Consider the following 16840-nt stretch of genomic DNA (forward strand, 5'->3'; position numbering starts at 1 on the left):
GACCTTTCCATAATGAGCGTGAACTATCCTCCGGAACCGACTGGGATTGCGCCATATACCGGAGGCCTAGCCGCAGGACTCCGCCGTCTCGGCTACAAGGTGGCGGCTCACGTTGCGCATCCGCACTACCCGGGCTGGGCGATACATGACGGATATGGGCAATGGAATCGCAGCGAGCACATGGGCGGAGTGACGGTGCGTCGCCAACTGCACTACGTGCCGGCGTCGCCGCGCGGCGTGAGGCGATTGCTGTCCGAGCTCAGTTTTGGACTCCGTCTCTTCTTTTCGCTCTGGAACCGGCCTCGAGTCGTCATCGCCGTGTCCCCCTCGCTGTTCTCGACGGCTGCGGCTGTGTTGCGAATTCGCCTCACTCCATTCCGCCCACGTCTGATCGTTTGGGTGCAAGACATCTATACTCTCGGTCTTGTCGAAACCGGTGAGGGCAGTGCTCTCGCGCGTCGAGTCGTACGCTGGGTTGAATCATCCACGTTGCGTGCGGCCGACATGGTCGTCGTAATTCACCCACGGTTTGCAGACTTCGTGACGCGGGATTTGGGAGTCGATGCCTCTGCCGTCGAGGTAGTGCGAAATTGGACGCATTTGCCGCCAGCCGAACCGGTGGAGAAGGCGTTTGCAAAGTCGGTACTTGGTTGGCCGGCCGACGTGACACTCGCCGTCCATACGGGCAACATGGGCACGAAACAAGGCCTCGAGAACATTGTGGAGGCGGCGAGAGTTGCCGACAACCGATGTGCATCAGTGCATTTCATCCTGGTCGGTGATGGTGGTGAGCGACGGGCGCTAACTGAACTCGCCCGCGGTATCGAGCGCATTTCGTTTGTCGATCCACTCGATGACGCGCAATATCGCATGGCCCTCTTCGCCGCTGACGTGTTAGTTGTCAATGAGAAGCCTGGCGTGTCCGCGATGGCGCTTCCGTCTAAGCTCACTTCTTACTTCGCCGCGGGACGCCCCGTCGTAGCGGCCACTGACCTCGGCGGAATAACGGCTTCCGAGGTTGCCGCGGCGGACGCGGGGGTCGTCGTGCCAGCCGGTTGTCCTGAAGAACTTCTCACGGCGGTCACCGCGATCAGCGCGGACCAAGCCGCCGCCAGTCGCTTCGGGTCGAACGGTCGCCAGCATCGTGAGTCGGTGTTGGACGAGCGGGTAGCGATAGATCATTGGTCCCGGCTCGTTGAGGCCGCTCTTGGGAAAGGCAGATGGGTTGCGCACGAGGCCGTACTGAACTCAGCGGCACAGCAAGCTTCGGGAGAACACGTTCGTAACCGAGGGCAGCCACGGGCGGCGCGAAACCACCTACACTGAACGGATTCTGGCCTGTGAAGCTGGCCGGTCGGTGACGCGGTCAGAGGTCACGGGCGCGGCGGCTCGCTGGACAGAACGCGCAATAGTTTCACCGCCTATTTAGACCGCCGTCACTGACGCGTCGCCGAGAATTCCTGCCGAGCCGCAACAGTAAGCCCGTACGGTTCTCGTGCTGCAGCGTGAGTCACCTTCAAGATTGATGAGCTTTGGTTTTCCGACCCTCGGCCGTGCCTGCACTAAGCAGAATGGTGTGAGACGTGCCTGAGCTCAACAGGGGAGTCATAGGCGATTCTCAGTCTCCGAGGGTGGTACCTCTCAGGGCCAAACCGCACCCTTGTCACGGCGTCAACGGAACCGGAGATTTCTGTGTGGAGATTACTAGCAGGCGTAGCTGCGGCGGGGCTGATGGCGCGAGGTGTGGGACGTGCTTGCGGTGCTGCTGGCGAAACCTTCGACGAGCGGATCGCGGAGGATGCGCTCGACGAAGCAATGTTTGCGGGCCCACGGACCGTCCCCGGGAACGACAACGAGAAGCGCGATGATCCGCCAGCGCAACTTCATTCCGACCCGCACCCGCCACGGCGTCGCCGTGTCGCGTGATCGCGGTTACCACTCGCAAGCTCCCAAGCGCCCGACTACAGCAAAACAACGAATACGATTCTGACTCGGTGCGCCACTCTTGTGCCCAAACGTTCGACACGTAATCAATTGGCGGAACCCCGAAGGCGATCTCGATTCTGTCGATACCAGGCAACCGTGCGCTTGATGCCTTCCGTCAAATCAATTTTGGACTGTGATCCCGTAGTCGCGAGATTGCTGACGTCAAGGAGCTTCTGAGGCGTACCGTCGGCCTTTATTGTGTCCCACATGGTCCCGCCGGGTATCCGGTGACACCGGCTATTAGTTTGGCGACCTCCCGAATGGTCACATCGGTGCCAGTGCCGATATTGATCTGCTCTGGGCCGTCGTATTGGTCGAGCAGGTGGGGGAGGCGTCCGCCGTATCAGCAGCGTGCAGAAATTCTCGTCTCGCCGAACCGGTGCCTAAATTGCTGGCAGTCCGCGCACCGTCGCGCACGGCTTCAACGGCCTCCGGATGAGCGCCGGGAACGTATGTGAGCCCGCCGGATCAAAATTGTTGTTAGGTCCGAAGATTCGTCGGTATCGCGGAAATCCACGGCAGTCCGAACTGTCGGCGAACTGCTTGAACGTGCGCGATGCCCGCAAACTTTGCAATGGCGTATCCGTCATTTGTCGGCTTAAGGCGACCAGTCATCAGGGATGACTCCACGGATCGGTTGATCTGCATATGCTGCGGACATTCAAGGATGACCGTCGCCGAGCCAGTTCGTAAAGGTCAGTTATCCAAGTTACCCTTGTGGCGGCCTGCCTCAGAGGCCACCACGTCGTTGGTCGCTTCGGAATCCTTGACCGATTCTTTGGCATCGGAGCTCTGCCTCTTGCTGCCGTCGTTGGCCCCGTAGTAGCTGTAACTATAGCTGTACGATCCGTCGCCTCGAGGGGGCGTCATCGTTAAGACGGCACCGAGTAGCGAGGCGTCTACATTCTTAAGGATCCCGACCGCATGGCTTATCTGGTCGCGCTTAGTCTGACCAAATCTCGCGATGATCAATACGCCGTCAGCGCCGGCAGCAAGAATCGCGGCGTCAGTGACTGCTAGGAGGGGAGACGAATCCATCACTACGTAGTCGAACTGCGATCGCATCTCGGCGATCAACTTCTTTGCTGCCTGCGACCCTAAAAGCTCACTTGGGTTGGGCGGAACAGCGCCAGCCGACAGCACCGAAAGGCCCGGATAGCGCGATTTTTGAAGTACGTCGGACAGCGTCGCCGCGCCGCTTAAAACCGTGCTGAAACCCACTGAACCGACTACGTCCAGGTAGTTATGCAGCATTGGACGTCTCATATCCCCATCCACAAGCAACACATTGTGCTCGGCTTCGGCGAGGGCGAGGGCGATGTTGATGGCCGTGGTCGACTTTCCTTCACTTGGCATCGAGCTGGCGATGACAATTACCCGAGGCGGATTGTCGACCGCAAGGAACTGAAGGTTCGTTCGCAACTTCAGAAACGATTCCGCGATGGCTGTATTGTCGCTGTCAAAAGATATCGCCGGTTGCTTACGCCGATCCTTATCGAGCGGAATGGTGCCAACGAGACCAGCTCCGGCGAGCTCCTCAAGCGACTCGCGGCTCTTGACCGTGTTGTCGAGCAGATCGCGGAGCACTGCCAGGCCAAGCCCGAAAAGAATACCGAGTGCTATTCCGACACCTATGTTGCGCATGGTCTTCGGTACCACCGGCCGGTCGGGCACTGAGGCACGCTGCTCGACGACGACACGTGCGTCCGGTCGCGCCCCGTCTTCAGGGGTTTCCAACTCCCGAGCCATCAGCACAAATTGGTCAGATAGCGCGTTGGCGATATCGCTTGCACGCACAGGGGATGAGTCAAGGACATGAACATCGATCAAGACCGAATCGGTCTTCGCCGTCGCCGTGATCTCGTCGCGCAACTGTTCGGCGCTCATCTCCAGCCCAAGCTTGTCAACCGTGCGCTGGGCGAGCGTTTCGCCCGTGAGCAATTCGGTGTAGGAGATCACTCGCTCCTGAGAAAACCGGTTGCCCTGGTATGTCTCCGCAAGCGATGTCCCTGCCGAGGTCGAGACGAATAGCCTCGTTGATGCCTGGTACAGAGGCGTAGTGAGGAGAGTGACCGCAACGGCTCCAAGCACCGTGACAATGAGGGTGACGAGCACGGTGACCCACCGAGCACGCAACAACCTGACAAAGTCTTGAATATTCAAGTCGACCCCTTCACTGCTGGTCTCCCAGCCCCCCGTGCACAAATTCTTTTATGCGTTCGAGAACTATACCGTTCTCATTTCCAGACAGCGTATGAACCGGGGACTCAGCAAAACTGAACCAAAGAGGCCCGCCGCCGTTGGCGAGGCGCCAGCCACGCTCAAACATCTAGGCCCAGATAGTACGGGATTCACGTTGTTGGGCAACCCGTCTAGACGGGCGGGAGGCCCCGCACGGCCGAGGAGTTTGCGGGCATGGTCTTACGGCAGCGGATGGATCAACGCAGAAGTGTGTCATCACGCTGCGGCCAATCGGCCGGCTTAGGCGATTGACGCACGTATCGCTGACGTCGATGAAAGTTGCTGCAATTGCAAGATTTTCGTCAACCCTACGCATGGCAGAGGATTGTCGCCATAGCGGCTAAGCCTACTGGCCTCGGTGGTGGGGACGCGGCAGCCATGCCCGAGGGCCGAGGCGTCGGTGAGTTACATATGTTTAACGGAACGAGTTGGGGCTCAAAGTGGAACGGGCGTCGCGGCCCGTTCTCGAACAGGAAATATTCAATCTGCTGATAGCAGCCACTGCGAATTGCCTTGAGAGTTCACGCCTCCGAAGCAGGAATTCTAGAAGCGCTGGCAAAAAATTCCGTGATGCTGCTGGTGTCTCGCCGATGGCAAAACGATGACAATCCGGGCATCTCTGGGACCGAGCGTGTCCGGCGACGCCGAGTCGACATGCATTCGACAAGCCCGGTCGAGAAGAATTATGGGCTCATGTGTTTGCCCCACCAAACCGTTGCACTACCGGCCTATCAGAACAGCGCGAGGACCTCCGCGGAGCATTGACCCTCGTACTTGTCGCAGAACTTCTTGCAGCTGTCGAGGTTCTTCGCGCAGTTCTCGGGCTTCGCGTTGTACTTCGCGGCCCGATCCTCAACGCCCTTTTCCTTACGCCCCTGGGGCGATGCGAGTGAGTTTCCGGGTTGCCCAGGGTGCGCCAATTTCGCGGAGCAGTTTAGCGAAAGGAGGTAATCCTTTCCGTGGTCGAAATTGTCAGTCCGCACGTAGGTGGGCTTGCGCGAGGACGTGACGATGCAGTCGTTTGTCGAAAGCTGGTCTCCAACCACGGTCGAAATTACCGGGGTGTAGCCTTTGGCCGAAAGCTTGCCGGCGGCGTCACCGTATGTCTGACCGGCATAACTATCCGCAGTGGCCGTTCCGGCACCCAGGCCCAGTAGCGCGAACAACATGGCCACCGCGATCGCGCAAATTCTGAAATCTATAGTCACGACTAGGCCTTCCCCCAATTACAGCAGCGTCCGAACCGACGTGCTCCCCTGCCGAGGATGCTACACGTAGGTTGGGCCCCTTATGGGTGCTGGCTAACACCGTAAGGCTCGTTCGGGCTGCCGACGCCGCGCTATCGAGGTTTGTCAGTGCGTCTCGACCGACTCGGAATTAGAGGGGTCGTCCTCTGAGGCCGGTGGGAGGGTGGGTGTCGCGCTTCGAGTCTTTTGAATTCGTGTGGCCTGTAACGCTGAGCCTCAAGTCACTAGGGTTGGTTCCGACTCGGTCTGAGGTGCTACAGCCGATCCGCCGATTAAGACTTGGTCATGCATCTCATTTGGTGCACGTCGGGACCGAAACCGTTGGAGAGACATTGTCTATCAATGGCTGAACCGGTACCCGTGCCTCACCCGCGGCCGTCGGCTCTGAGAGCCGGAAGGTCAGAACGGCAGTCTTTCCAGGGGGTATCGCTACTTGCGCTTCATAGCTTGGGTGTCCGCGCTCTACCGCTCCAAAGACGCGAATTCGTGTGTCATTGGCGAGAACACCGATGATCTTTGCGTCCTTTGTAGCGACCAGCCGAACTGAGCTGACCATCGACCCCTTCGGGACATTGTCTGCAAGGCCAGTGAAGAAACCCATCTTTCCGGCGACGTAGTCCGACAACGGCGTCGCGTCAGGGAGTGTGTTGGTTAACCGAACCGTCACGGTCGACAGCCGCGTATCACCGCCACAGCCATCGGCCATGTAGTCGATTTGCCGCTTCAGGTAGTAGTCCATCTTGTTGCCGCCGAGATTGTTGACGACGATGCCGGCGTATGGTGCAGCATCGTCGGGAACCTCATGGGCCAGCGGGGTTTCCTCCAAGAGTTTCTGCTCATCGGGTACGGAGCTCCAGACCGAGATTCGGCGCTCGCTTACTGCTCGACCCAAGGCGTCGAACAACTTTCGCGGTGATTTCACCGGGCCGCTGATCTTCTTGACGACTTCGTTGGCCACATCCTGCAGGTACTGTTTGCGAGCGACTTGGTCTGTGGGGAACCGGTCATACACCGTGGACTCGGTGAGTTCGACGACGTTGCCCTCGGTCACCGTTTCGCCACTGGGCATCACCACGGGGCCGCTGGCACCAAGGATGTAGCTCAAGGCGACCGGGTCGATGGCGACGACGCCATCGACGTCCATACCCGACTGCTGCGCCCACATCGACTTCCAGATCTGCGCTGCGTACGGGAAATGCGAGCTCTGGTTGCTGTTCCTGAAATCGGTGGTGGGTTTGGTGAACCCGTACTGCTGGTCGAAGTCTTTGTCGAGGCTGAAGGGGGTGAAGGGCCTGTCGAGATCGGTGTTCTGACCGAGTGAGTCGACACTGGGCTTGCCTTGGTCGAATCGCAAGATCCCGAATCCACCAAGGAAGCCGCCGGTGCCCCGTGCTTCCGCGTTGGTCTGGAAACCCATGAAGTAGCTGCGCGGGCCGTCGGCGCCCATCATCGACGGCGCCAGCCGGGCGGCAATGGCGGTGCCACCGAGAAGGTGTGAGACATCCGATGTCTGGGCCTGAAGTTTGGATCGAGCCTCTTCAAGTGCGGAGAGATAGTTCGGATTCGAAATTGCTTGAGCGTCGGCGTCGAGCCGGGCGGCGGCTGTGGCGATGGTGTCGAGAGCGGGCTCTTCCTTGCGCAGGGCGTCCACGTCCAGCTGGCCGTCAGCCAGCAGCTGATTGGGCGCGATGCTTGTGCCGACCTCTGCGGCGGGCTTCAACACCTCGGCGGTCAAGCCGAGCACGACGTCGGATATTTGTTGACCGGTCTCGAAGGGGCTACCCAACCACGGCACGGCGGAAGCAACATTCCACGGCAGGCTGTGTGTCGCATCGCGAGCTGCCTGGGCGTGGAACTCCGCCTGGCCCGCAAAGCGGGCCGCGTCGGCCGTATCTCCCTGCAACAAGGCATCTTTGGTCTGCTGCGCGCTGGTGCGCGCTTGTTCGAGGTTGGTCTTCGCCGTCTGCGCCCGGAAACCCAGCCACACGCCGAAGACGATGAAGATCGCTAGCACCACGAGCCCTGTCCGGGCGACGGAGCGGCGCCTGAACCACAACCGCCTCTGATCGTCGTCGTGGAAAACCCGAGATCTATCGCCGCCAGTTTCGTCGGCGGACCGCCGACGCCAAGAAAAGAGGCCCACTCAGTTACATTCCCCGCGCTCTGGTTACGGTCTGCTGCGCCAACTGAACAGCCGCAACGTGGCTAAAAAGCAACTCGCCAGCCAATGCCTAATGGCATTGACTGGCGAGTTGTATCGAAGTCTTCAGCTCTACTGAGCGGTTTGGTACGGCCCGACCTGGAAGGCTTGGCCGATCTGGTTGGCGAAAGCGGTTACCCCGTCGCCCACGCTGGTGAAGAACGCGCCGATCGGTCCCGGGATGAAGCTGCCGATCAGCTTGAAGAGCTGTCCGGTACCCGAGGCCACGACATAGGCCGCGGTTCCCACGAAGACGACCGCGCCACGGACGAAGGCCTGAGTTCCGGCGGCGAACCCTTCAACCGCATAGCAACCCAGCGAGAAGTCCGCCGTGGCGCACGGGCTCGGAGCGGCAAGCGTGACGACTGGATCCACCAGCGCTGACACGCCGGCGCCGACGCTCTCGACGATCGTGGTGCTCGGGGCCGCGTACGCCATCGTCGGCGCGATCGCGGCAGGCGTGAGCACGGTGGCGGCGGTGAGGGCTGCCGCGGCGGCTCCCACCTGGAACTTCGTGTATCGAGTGGTGACGGTCGACATTTCTCCCCCAGATGTTGGACCAAGCTAAGTGCGACAAACATCCCAGACTGTGAGGCTGTTGTCAACACGAAACGCACGCTGAGGTGGGACGATGGTAGGCACAATGCCGCGCGGGGCGCGAAAACCTGGGAATGCTGCACGCCCCACTGCAAACCATTTTCGGAGGTTATCTTGCGGGCATTGGCGGACGGGTCAATAATGCGAAGTGGCTAGCGCCACCGGGGGGTGGTGTCCGTAGTTGGCACAGGGGGAATTAGAACGTGGCTCTTTGGCTCTTCATCTATGCGGCCGGAATCGTGCCGGCTCTCCTGGCGACATCTCTCGTCGCGTTCTTGCGACGTCAGTCTCACCAGATGCCGCGGCGCACGGTGACGCAACTGACGGTGTCGGCCGGTCTGGTCTGGCCCTTGCTGGCCGTTGCGGTGGTACAGATTGGGGGGCTTCTCGTTCTCAAGGCCGCTCTTGGGCTGGTCCGGGGCAGTGTGGACGACGCCGCGGTCACGGTAGAGGTGCCGGCCGTCCCGATGCCCCAGCCACTAGCCGCGGTCGCAGCTGCCTAGAGTCGGAAAGTCTCAACGTCCGATCCGCGGACAGCCGTTCACAGCTTGCTGACGCGCTAGTCAATCTGTCTGTGCCAGACCATTCACTGTGCGAACATGCCCGAGGGGTCAGCGCTCGCAGACTCGAAGGCGCGTAGGTGGAGGTCGTCAGGTGCGTCGCACGATTCGTTCAATTGGGGTTGTCCTCGTCGCGATGCTCGGGTCGGTCGCCCTCGCCATCGGCTCGGCCTTCGCGGCTGCCTTGGCCTTCGGGGCCACGACCGCACTCATCGTGCCCGGCACCGGAACTCACAACATCCTCCCTCCGAACGCGGTCACCGGGTACAAGGAGAACGCAGCCAATCGCTACATCAACGTGTCGGGCACACCCTGCAGCTCGACCGACGGATGCAACCTTCAGGGCGTCGACTACCCGGCCAGCTTCTACCCGATTGGCTTCATCCCGAACTGGTGCCCCGGCTTTTCCTGCGACACCTGGAACCAGTCGGTCGGCACGGGCGTCACTAACCTGAACACGGCGCTGACCGCCGCATTGGCCGCACCAGGCACCGATCCGATCATCATCTTCGGATACTCCCAAGGCGGTGCGGTGGTCTCCCGCGAGATGTACGCGATCCCCGACTCGGCCAAGGGTCGCGTCTCGGTGGTCACCATCGGCAACATCAACAACCCGCTGGGCTTGTGGTCACGCTTGGGCTTCCTGCCGACGATCCCCGGCCTGGACATCTCCTTCAACCCGCAACTGCCCACCAACATCGGTGTCAAGAGCACCAACTACAGCTTCGAATACGACCCCGTCGGCGACGCACCGCAGTACTGGGGCAACCCGTTGGCCATTTTGAACGCACTCTTCGCGTTCGAGTCCGTCCATGGCTACTACTTGGATCCGAACAGCAACTCTCCGAATGACTCACTGCCGTACGGATACGACAACGGCACGTTGGCGACCGCCATCGCCAACGCGCCACACCGGGTGAGCGGCGATGCCACCTTCGTCCTCATTCCGCAGCAGGGAGCGCTGCCGCTGTATCAGCCGATTGTCGGTCTCGGAAAGCAGCTGGGACTGAGTGCCCTGGTCAATCCGCTTGTGGCGCTGGTCAACCCGGTAACCAAGCTGCTCGTCGACCTGGGCTATGACCGCGTCACCGACCCAGGCATAGCCCGGACGCTGTCGATCCTGCCGTTCAACCCATTCGCCATCAACCCCATCGACTTCTCGGTCAAGTTCGTCGCCGCGATCGTTCAGGGCATCAAGGATGCCCTGGCCGGCGGGGTGTCGCTGACGCCAGCGACCACGCCCACCCAGGCGCCGTCCACCCTGGTGGCTCGCAGCGTGGCACCTCAGACCGTCGACCCCGTCGAGAACAAGAAGGTCGCCGCAGTGGTGAACACGGCTTCCGTCGGAATCGATCTTCGGTCCGCGTCGGTAGACGCGAAGACCGAGGAACAAGATGCCGACCCGGCCACAGGTAAGGCCGCCACGGAGGCGAAGACTGCTGACACGGCTACTGCTGAAGTCAAGGCGGACGCGGACGCAAAGGATGCGGCCGACGCGAAGGACGCGGCCGACAAGGCGGCAGACGAGAAGACGGCCGCAGAGAAAGCCGCGGCCGACAAGCTGAAGGACGACGCCAAGGACGCCGCCGACAAGCAGCAGGATGCTGCCGCGAAGGCCGCCGCGGACAAGGCCAAGGAGGCGAGCGACAACGCCAAGGCCGCCGGCGCGGCCGGCGACGGTCAGACCAAAGTCACCGGTACGGACACCGGCACCGCCGCCCCCGCGAGGGAGACCGGCACCGGCGACGCGGACAAGCAAGCCGCCTGATCCAACGACGAAGCCCGGCACTCGCGAGGAGTGCCGGGCTTCGTCGTCAGTGCGTTAGGCGGCCGGTACGGCGCCCGGCTTCAGGTAGGTGACCAGGCTGACGTCGATGGATTCGTCGACGAAGTAGTACTGACACCCGGTCAGGTACTTCATGTAGCGGTCGTAGTTCTCCACGCCGGCCGCGGCGATGGCCTGCTCCTTGTGGTACTCCAAGGCGGCGGCCCAAATGCCGAGGGTCTTGATGTAGTGGTTGCGCAGCGACAGCGGCTCGGGAACGGTGAAGCCCGCCTTCTCGCCGCGCTCGACCATCATGTCGGTGCTGGGCAGGCGCCCGCCGGGGAAGATCTCCGTGATCATGAACTTGATGAAGCGCGCCATCTCGAAGGTCAGCTTGCGGCCGCGGGCCTGCAGGTTGTCGGGGTGGTACGCGACGCTGCTCTGGATGGTCATCCGGCCGTCGTCGGGCATCACGTCGTAACACATCTTGAAGAAGTCGTCGTAGCGCTCGAAGCCGAAGTGCTCGAACGCTTCGATCGACACGATGCGGTCCACCGAGCTGCCGAACTGTTCCCAGCCTTCGAGCCGCACATCGTACTTGCGGTCGGTGTCGACTCCGCTCAGCAGTTGCTGGCAGTAGGCCTGCTGGTTCTTGCTCAGCGTCAAGCCGATGACGTTGACGTCGTACTTCTGCATCGCCCGCAACAGGGTCAGACCCCAGCCGCACCCCACCTCCAGCAACGTCATGCCGGGCTTGAGGTCGAGCTTCTCCAAGTGCTGGTCGACGTTGGCGATCTGCGCTTCCGACAGCGTCTGGGTGGGGCTGGTGAAGTACGCACAGCTGTACTTGCGCGTCGGGTCCTGGAACACCCCGAAGAAGTCGTCCGACAAATCGTAGTGGGCCTGGATGTCCTCGAAGTGAGGCGTCATGTCCTTGATGCCGGTGTTGTCAGCCATGGTGTTCTGCTGGGCCTTTCTTGATTCACTGCAGCGGGCGCAGGGTGCCTACGGGTGTCGCGTCGTGTCGGACCCTACCCGCGGCGGTGGGTGCCAACGCGCAAACCCGCCCGTCAAGCGCAACAGAGTATCGGTTACCCCGCGGACTACTCCAATTCACCACCACGCCACCCCTGGCGGAGCGAGAACCTACTTCTCGAGCGTGAACTGGCAGACGTCGATGTAGCCCTCGTGGAAGCCCTTCGCGCACCCGGTGAGGTAGTGCATGTAGCGGTCGTAGACCTCTTGGGACTGGATGGCGATGGCCTCGTCCTTGTGGGCCTCCAGCGCCGCCGACCACGTGTCGAGCGTCCGGGCGTAGTGCTTCTGCAGCGACTGCGTCCGGGTGAGGTTGAAGCCGCCCCGGGTCGCGTACTCCTGAGCCATCTCGGTGGTGGGCAGGTATCCCCCCGGGAAGATCTCGGTGAGGATGAACTTGACGAACTTGGCGATGCCGATCGTCAGCGGCAACCCGGCCGCGGTCATCTGCGGCAACGTCAGCGCGGTGATGGTGTGCAGCAGCATCACGCCGTCGTCGGGCAGGGCCTTGTAGGCCATCGCGAAGAAGTCGTCCCAGCGGTCCTTGCCGAAGTGCTCGAAGGCGCCGATCGAGACGATGCGGTCGACGGGCTCGTCGAACTGCTCCCAGCCGTTGAGCAGGACGCGCTTGGTCCGGGGGCTCTCGTTCTTGGCGAACTCCGCCTCGACGTGCGCCTTCTGGTTCTCGCTGAGGGTCAGGCCGACGACGTTGACGTCGTACTTCTCGATGGCGCGGAGCATGGTCGAACCCCAGCCGCAGCCCACGTCGAGCAGCGTCATGCCGGGCTGCAGGCCGAGCTTGCCCAGCGCCAGGTCGACCTTGGCGAGCTGGGCCTCCTCCAGCGTCATGTCGTCGCGCTCGAAGTACGCGCAGCTGTAGGTCTGGCTGGGGTCGAGGAACAGGGCGAAGAAGTCGTCCGACAGGTCGTAGTGGGCCTGGACGTCCTCGAAGTGCGGCTTGAGGCCACCCTTCTTACGGGTAGTCGACATGGTGAAAGGTGCCTTTCTGGCTGGTCAGTGGGCCGGCATCGTCGCCGATGACTCGCCAAGGCCCCCTCATGCGCTCAACCGCGCACTCTACGCCGCGTGACGGTGCCTGCCGAATTCCCGCCACGATCAGGGGACCTCGGCGAACGTGGTCTTCAACTCGCCGACGATGTCGTCCCACAGGGGTTCTGGCAAATCGTGGGCCATGCCGTCGAACAACACCAGCCGGGAGCGTCGAATGGCCTTGGCGACGGCGCGGCCACCGGACGGGCGCATCAACTTGTCGGCCCGACCGTGGATCACCACCGTGGGGGCAGTGATCTGCTTGTCGTAACGCAGCAGGCTGCCGCTGCCGAGGATGGCGCTGAAGTGCCGCGCCACGCCCGCCGGGTAGTACGAGCGGTCGTAGCCCTCGATGGCCTGGGCCCGGAGTTGGTCGTCAGGCACGGGGTAGCCCGGGCTGCCGATGATCTTGCTGACCGCCACCGTGTTGGCGATGACGCCCTCGCGCGAGGTGTCCTTGGGGCGCGTCGTCACCGCCTGCAGCTGCTTGAATCCTGGCGGGGGCAGCATCGCCTGGTTGTTGCTCGAGAAGACGACGGCCAGCGTCTTGGTGCGCTGTTGGTACCGCGCGGCGAAGATCTGCGCGATCATCCCGCCCATCGACGCACCCACCACGTGGGCCTTCTCGATCTGCAGGTGGTCTAGCAGCGCCGCGGCGTCGTCGGCCATGTTCTCGAGGGTGTAGACCGCCTCGTTGCGCAGGCCGAGCTGAGTGCGTGCAAGCCTGGGCAACAATTTGGCGCCGGTGCGGGCGCCGTCGAGCTTGCTGGACAGGCCCACGTCGCGGTTGTCGTAGCGGATGACCCGCAACCCGTGGTCGACCAGCCGCTCGCAGAAACCGGTGCGCCAGAACGTCAATTGCGCGCCCAGCCCCATGATGAGCAGGACGGCGGGGTGGTTCGGATCGCCCATGTCCTCGTAGTAGATGTCGAGCTCACCCGACTTGGCCGTACCGGTCCTGATGTCCACTAGGCGTCCAACTCGTCGGAGTGCTCGCGGGACACCTCGACCATGAAGTTGGCGAAGTAGCCCGTCAGCTGGGGGTCGCTCATCATCTGCCACTTTGGCGCCAGCAGCTTCATGTAGCGCTCGACGTAGAGGAACTGCTTGCCGATCAGCACCAGCTCCCTCGGCAACTTCACGTCGTAGGCCTCGGCGAGCGTGGAGAGTTGCTTGCCGATCTCGGCGTAGGACAGGTCGCCCAGCGACGTCATCGTCAGCGGAGTGGCGAATGCCTCCAGGTCCTTCGCGGCGTCGCCTTCGGGTTTGACGTTACCCACCGCGCCCATCAGCACGACGATCTTGCCCGCCGCGGCGTGGTCCTTCTTGACGAGCAGGGCGTAGACCAATTCTCGCAACAGCCACCGGGTGCGGGGGTCGATGCGGCCCATGATGCCGAAGTCGAAGAAGACGATCTTGCCGTCGGGGTCGACGTAGAGGTTGCCCGCGTGCAGGTCGCCGTGGAACAGCCCGTGCCGCAGCCCGCCCTCGAACACGCTGAAAAGCAAGGCCTTCACCAGATCGGTGCCGTCGAAGCCGGCCTTGCGGATGGCGGCGACGTCGTCGATGCGCACACCCTGAACGCGTTCCATGGTCAGCACGCGTTCGCTCGTCAGATCCCAATACACCTGGGGAACCCGGATGTTCTTGCCCAACGGCGAGGCGTGCATGTGCGCCACCCAGGCGTCCATCGACTGCGCCTCGAGCCGGAAGTCGAGCTCTTCGGCGAGGTTGTCGGCGAAGTCGGCGACGACGTCCTGGGCGCTGAGGCGACGACCCAGCTTGGCCAGCTCGACCAATTGCGCACCGCGCTTGAGGATTTGGAGGTCGGCGGCCACGCGACGGCGGATGCCCGGCCGCTGAATCTTGACCACGACCTCCTCGCCGGAGTGCAGCGTCGCGTAGTGCACCTGGGCGATCGACGCCGAGGCGAACGGCTGTTCGTCGAAGCTCTTGAACAGGTTGGCGGGCTCGCCGCCCAGTTCCTGCTTGAACAGCTCGTGGACCTTGGCGGTGTCGGCCGGGGGCACCCGGTCGAGCAGGGTCCGGAATTCGCGGCTCATCGGCTCGCCGAAGGCGCCGGGGCTCGAGGCGATGATCTGGCCGAACTTGACGTAGGTGGGGCCCAGATCGGCGAACGTTTGCGGGATCTGCTTGACGATCTTCTGCTGCAGGGAGCCGCGGCTGGCGAGGTTGCTGACGACCCGCGCTCCGGTGCGGGCAATCTGCCATCCCGTCACTCCGACGCGGGCGGCCTCGACGGGTAACGGCACCCGATCCAGCCGGGCAACCTCGCGGTGCTTGGTGGTGGTCATCATTCGAGTGTCTCAAAGGAGCCTCGGTCAGCGGAAATGTGGTGTGGTGACCGTCACACCAACGGCGTTGCGCGCGGTGTCGGCGTCGCCCGGTTGATCCCGAGCAGGTCGCCGATCTCGGTCCACGTCGCACCGGCATCATGCGCGGCCTCCGCTGCGGACTGGACGGCGAGCGAAGCGGCCTCGACGCCGGCCTCGGCACGCTTGCGGGCCCGGCGGGAGCGGCTCTCAGGCAGCTGCCTGGCCCGTTCCAGCTTGGCTTGAGCTTCCGCCAAGCGAGCCAGGTGTGGAACGTAGACGGGCTCATCATCTTCAGCGTCGGGCTCGACCCGACGATGCCTGCTCATTGTGTTTGCCGACCCCCCGATCAGTGACGACTCATGATGTCAGGGGCCACTGGCGATATCAATTCGAAGACCAGCTCACGTCGGGGAACGCGTACGTGCACGCTGCTCAGGTCGCGCTATGAGCAACGATTGGGAAGAGTGCTCAAACTCCCTCCGCGGGCGCCGCAACGGCCGCCGTATTCCCGGAATCGCTGGCAGTATCCTGCCGATCTTCGCAAGGCTTGCTTGGGGTGCTGTCCATCCGCCCGATCGGCACCTCAGACTCCCAGCTATCACTCAACGGAGTGCCACCAACTGACGAGGTTGGATCACGAAGAACGACAAGGGGTTCGATCAAATGTCCGTGAACCAGGTACGCACCCGGCGCGTCAAGGCCGCGGCCGCAGCAGCGGGTGGACTCGCCGTCGTGGCGATGGGACTCGTGGGAGTCATGGGCGACAACGCCCCCGATGCGCACGCATCTTCCGGGGCGATGAACCTAGGGGCCACCACGACGAGCACGACCCCGGGCAAGGACATGCCCGCCAAGGCCGTGCCCGTGGTCAAGGCCGCCCGGTACGGGGCGAGCTGACGGCGTTCTCGAGCACCGCGTCGACGACGGGCCGCCACACCGGCTCGGGTAGGTCGTGCCCCATGCCGTCGACGACGACGAAGCGGGCCCCGTCGATCAGGCGAGCGAGGTTGCGGCCGTTGCGAATTCGCATCATCGGGTCGTGAGAGCCGTGCACTACGACCGTCGGCGCCGTGATGCTCTGGGTGAAGCGCACCAGGCTGCCGGTGCCGAGGATCGCGTCGAACTGCCGTAGGCCGCCCTGCTTGTAGTCGCTGCGGGCGGTCAGCGTCTCGACGCGGTGGCGCAGCTGCTCCTGCGTCGGCACGAAGTTGGGACCGTTGATCACCGCGATGTTGTGCATCTCGACGGCGATCTTGGCCGCCCGCGGCGCGTCCTTGCCGGGCGGATTCAGCGCCAACCTGATCACCCGCCACGACGGCAGTGCCGACAACGGCTTGCCCGCACTGGTCATCAACAGACCCAGCGACATGACGCGGTCGGGGTGGGTGGCCGCCAGGATCTGGGCGATCATGCCGCCCATCGACGCGCCGACGACGTGGGCGGCGTCGATGCGAAGGTGGTCGAGCAGATCCGTGGCGTCCTGCGCCATGTCGACCAACGTGTAGGGCACCGGGCTGGGGCGGCCCAACAGATAGCGCCCGATGCGCGGCACCACCGCGCCCTCCGCGCGTTGCCCGCTCATCTTGGTCGACCACCCGACGTCACGATGGTCGAACCGGATCACCCGATAGCCCCGCTTGACCAGCATCTTGCAGAACCCGTCCGGCCACATCGGCAGCTGGGCGCCGACGCCCATGATCAGCAAGATGGCGGGATGCTTCCGGTCACCTAAGTCCTCGTAATACAGCTCGACCGGATGGTCCGGGGTGCCGCCCTTGGCCCGGCCAGTCCGCTTGCGCATGACGCCTTTCTACCTGCAACGC

The 16840-nt window shown here is 62.8% G+C and carries 14 protein-coding genes and 1 pseudogene; 4 read left to right on the plus strand and 11 right to left on the minus strand.

The window, feature by feature from the left end:
* Positions 1 to 12: 12 nt before the first annotated feature.
* Positions 13 to 1326: a glycosyltransferase gene (locus H7K45_RS13295; RefSeq protein ID WP_263996267.1), complete on the plus strand. Its 1314-nt coding sequence runs from the start codon at positions 13 to 15 to the stop codon at positions 1324 to 1326.
* Between the two features lie 704 nt (positions 1327 to 2030).
* On the opposite strand, the pseudogene H7K45_RS13300 reads toward H7K45_RS13295, so the two are convergent.
* The 5 genes and pseudogenes from H7K45_RS13300 to H7K45_RS13320 all read right to left on the minus strand — a co-directional run.
* Positions 2031 to 2632: pseudogene (locus tag H7K45_RS13300) on the minus strand (NAD-dependent epimerase/dehydratase family protein); the annotation flags it as partial.
* 50 nt (positions 2633 to 2682) lie between these two features.
* Positions 2683 to 4149 (minus strand): tyrosine-protein kinase domain-containing protein, encoded by a 1467-nt coding sequence (locus H7K45_RS13305; protein ID WP_263996268.1) that lies wholly within the window; start codon positions 4147 to 4149, stop codon positions 2683 to 2685.
* 809 nt (positions 4150 to 4958) lie between these two features.
* The gene (locus tag H7K45_RS13310) at positions 4959 to 5435 is read right to left on the minus strand and encodes a hypothetical protein (protein WP_263996269.1); all 477 of its coding nucleotides are present in this window, start codon (positions 5433 to 5435) and stop codon (positions 4959 to 4961) included.
* Positions 5436 to 5766: 331 nt separating this feature from the next.
* Positions 5767 to 7491 carry a DUF4012 domain-containing protein gene (locus H7K45_RS13315; RefSeq protein WP_263996270.1) on the minus strand — a complete coding sequence of 575 codons (1725 nt, stop codon included), beginning with the start codon at positions 7489 to 7491 and terminating at the stop codon, positions 5767 to 5769.
* Positions 7492 to 7746: 255 nt separating this feature from the next.
* On the minus strand, positions 7747 to 8214 hold the full coding sequence (locus tag H7K45_RS13320; protein ID WP_263996271.1) for a hypothetical protein: 468 nt from the start codon (positions 8212 to 8214) through the stop codon (positions 7747 to 7749).
* Between the two features lie 353 nt (positions 8215 to 8567).
* Here H7K45_RS13320 and H7K45_RS13325 point away from each other — a divergent pair, with 353 nt between their 5' ends.
* Both H7K45_RS13325 and H7K45_RS13330 read left to right on the plus strand, forming a co-directional pair.
* Positions 8568 to 8774, plus strand: a complete 207-nt coding sequence (locus H7K45_RS13325) for a hypothetical protein (RefSeq protein ID WP_263996272.1) — start codon at positions 8568 to 8570, stop codon at positions 8772 to 8774.
* 193 nt (positions 8775 to 8967) lie between these two features.
* The gene (locus H7K45_RS13330) at positions 8968 to 10599 is read left to right on the plus strand and encodes a PE-PPE domain-containing protein (protein WP_263996273.1); all 1632 of its coding nucleotides are present in this window, start codon (positions 8968 to 8970) and stop codon (positions 10597 to 10599) included.
* 54 nt (positions 10600 to 10653) lie between these two features.
* Here the strand turns inward: H7K45_RS13330 and H7K45_RS13335 are convergent, their stop codons facing one another.
* The 5 genes from H7K45_RS13335 to H7K45_RS13355 form a co-directional block, all read right to left on the minus strand.
* Positions 10654 to 11553, minus strand: a complete 900-nt coding sequence (locus H7K45_RS13335; RefSeq protein WP_263996274.1) for a cyclopropane mycolic acid synthase family methyltransferase — start codon at positions 11551 to 11553, stop codon at positions 10654 to 10656.
* A gap of 189 nt (positions 11554 to 11742) precedes the next feature.
* A complete protein-coding gene (locus H7K45_RS13340; RefSeq protein WP_263996275.1) occupies positions 11743 to 12621 on the minus strand; it encodes a cyclopropane mycolic acid synthase family methyltransferase in 879 nt (292 codons plus the stop codon).
* A 126-nt stretch (positions 12622 to 12747) separates the two neighbouring features.
* Positions 12748 to 13650, minus strand: a complete 903-nt coding sequence (locus H7K45_RS13345; RefSeq protein WP_263996276.1) for an alpha/beta fold hydrolase — start codon at positions 13648 to 13650, stop codon at positions 12748 to 12750.
* Entirely contained in the window at positions 13650 to 14996 is a 1347-nt protein-coding gene (locus H7K45_RS13350; protein ID WP_263996277.1) for an ABC1 kinase family protein, read from the minus strand. Before H7K45_RS13350 ends, H7K45_RS13345 begins: the two co-directional genes overlap by 1 nt.
* Positions 14997 to 15049: 53 nt before the next feature.
* On the minus strand, positions 15050 to 15343 hold the full coding sequence (locus H7K45_RS13355; protein WP_263996278.1) for a hypothetical protein: 294 nt from the start codon (positions 15341 to 15343) through the stop codon (positions 15050 to 15052).
* Between the two features lie 337 nt (positions 15344 to 15680).
* On the opposite strand from H7K45_RS13355, the gene H7K45_RS13360 reads away from it, so the two are divergent.
* Positions 15681 to 15914: a hypothetical protein gene (locus H7K45_RS13360; RefSeq protein WP_263996279.1), complete on the plus strand. Its 234-nt coding sequence runs from the start codon at positions 15681 to 15683 to the stop codon at positions 15912 to 15914.
* On the opposite strand, the gene H7K45_RS13365 is transcribed toward H7K45_RS13360, so the two are convergent.
* On the minus strand, positions 15886 to 16818 hold the full coding sequence (locus tag H7K45_RS13365; protein ID WP_263996280.1) for an alpha/beta fold hydrolase: 933 nt from the start codon (positions 16816 to 16818) through the stop codon (positions 15886 to 15888). The genes H7K45_RS13360 and H7K45_RS13365 overlap by 29 nt on opposite strands.
* Positions 16819 to 16840 lie beyond the last annotated feature (22 nt).

This window comes from Mycobacterium yunnanensis (genome assembly GCF_025823185.1).
Classification (GTDB): domain Bacteria; phylum Actinomycetota; class Actinomycetes; order Mycobacteriales; family Mycobacteriaceae; genus Mycobacterium; species Mycobacterium yunnanensis.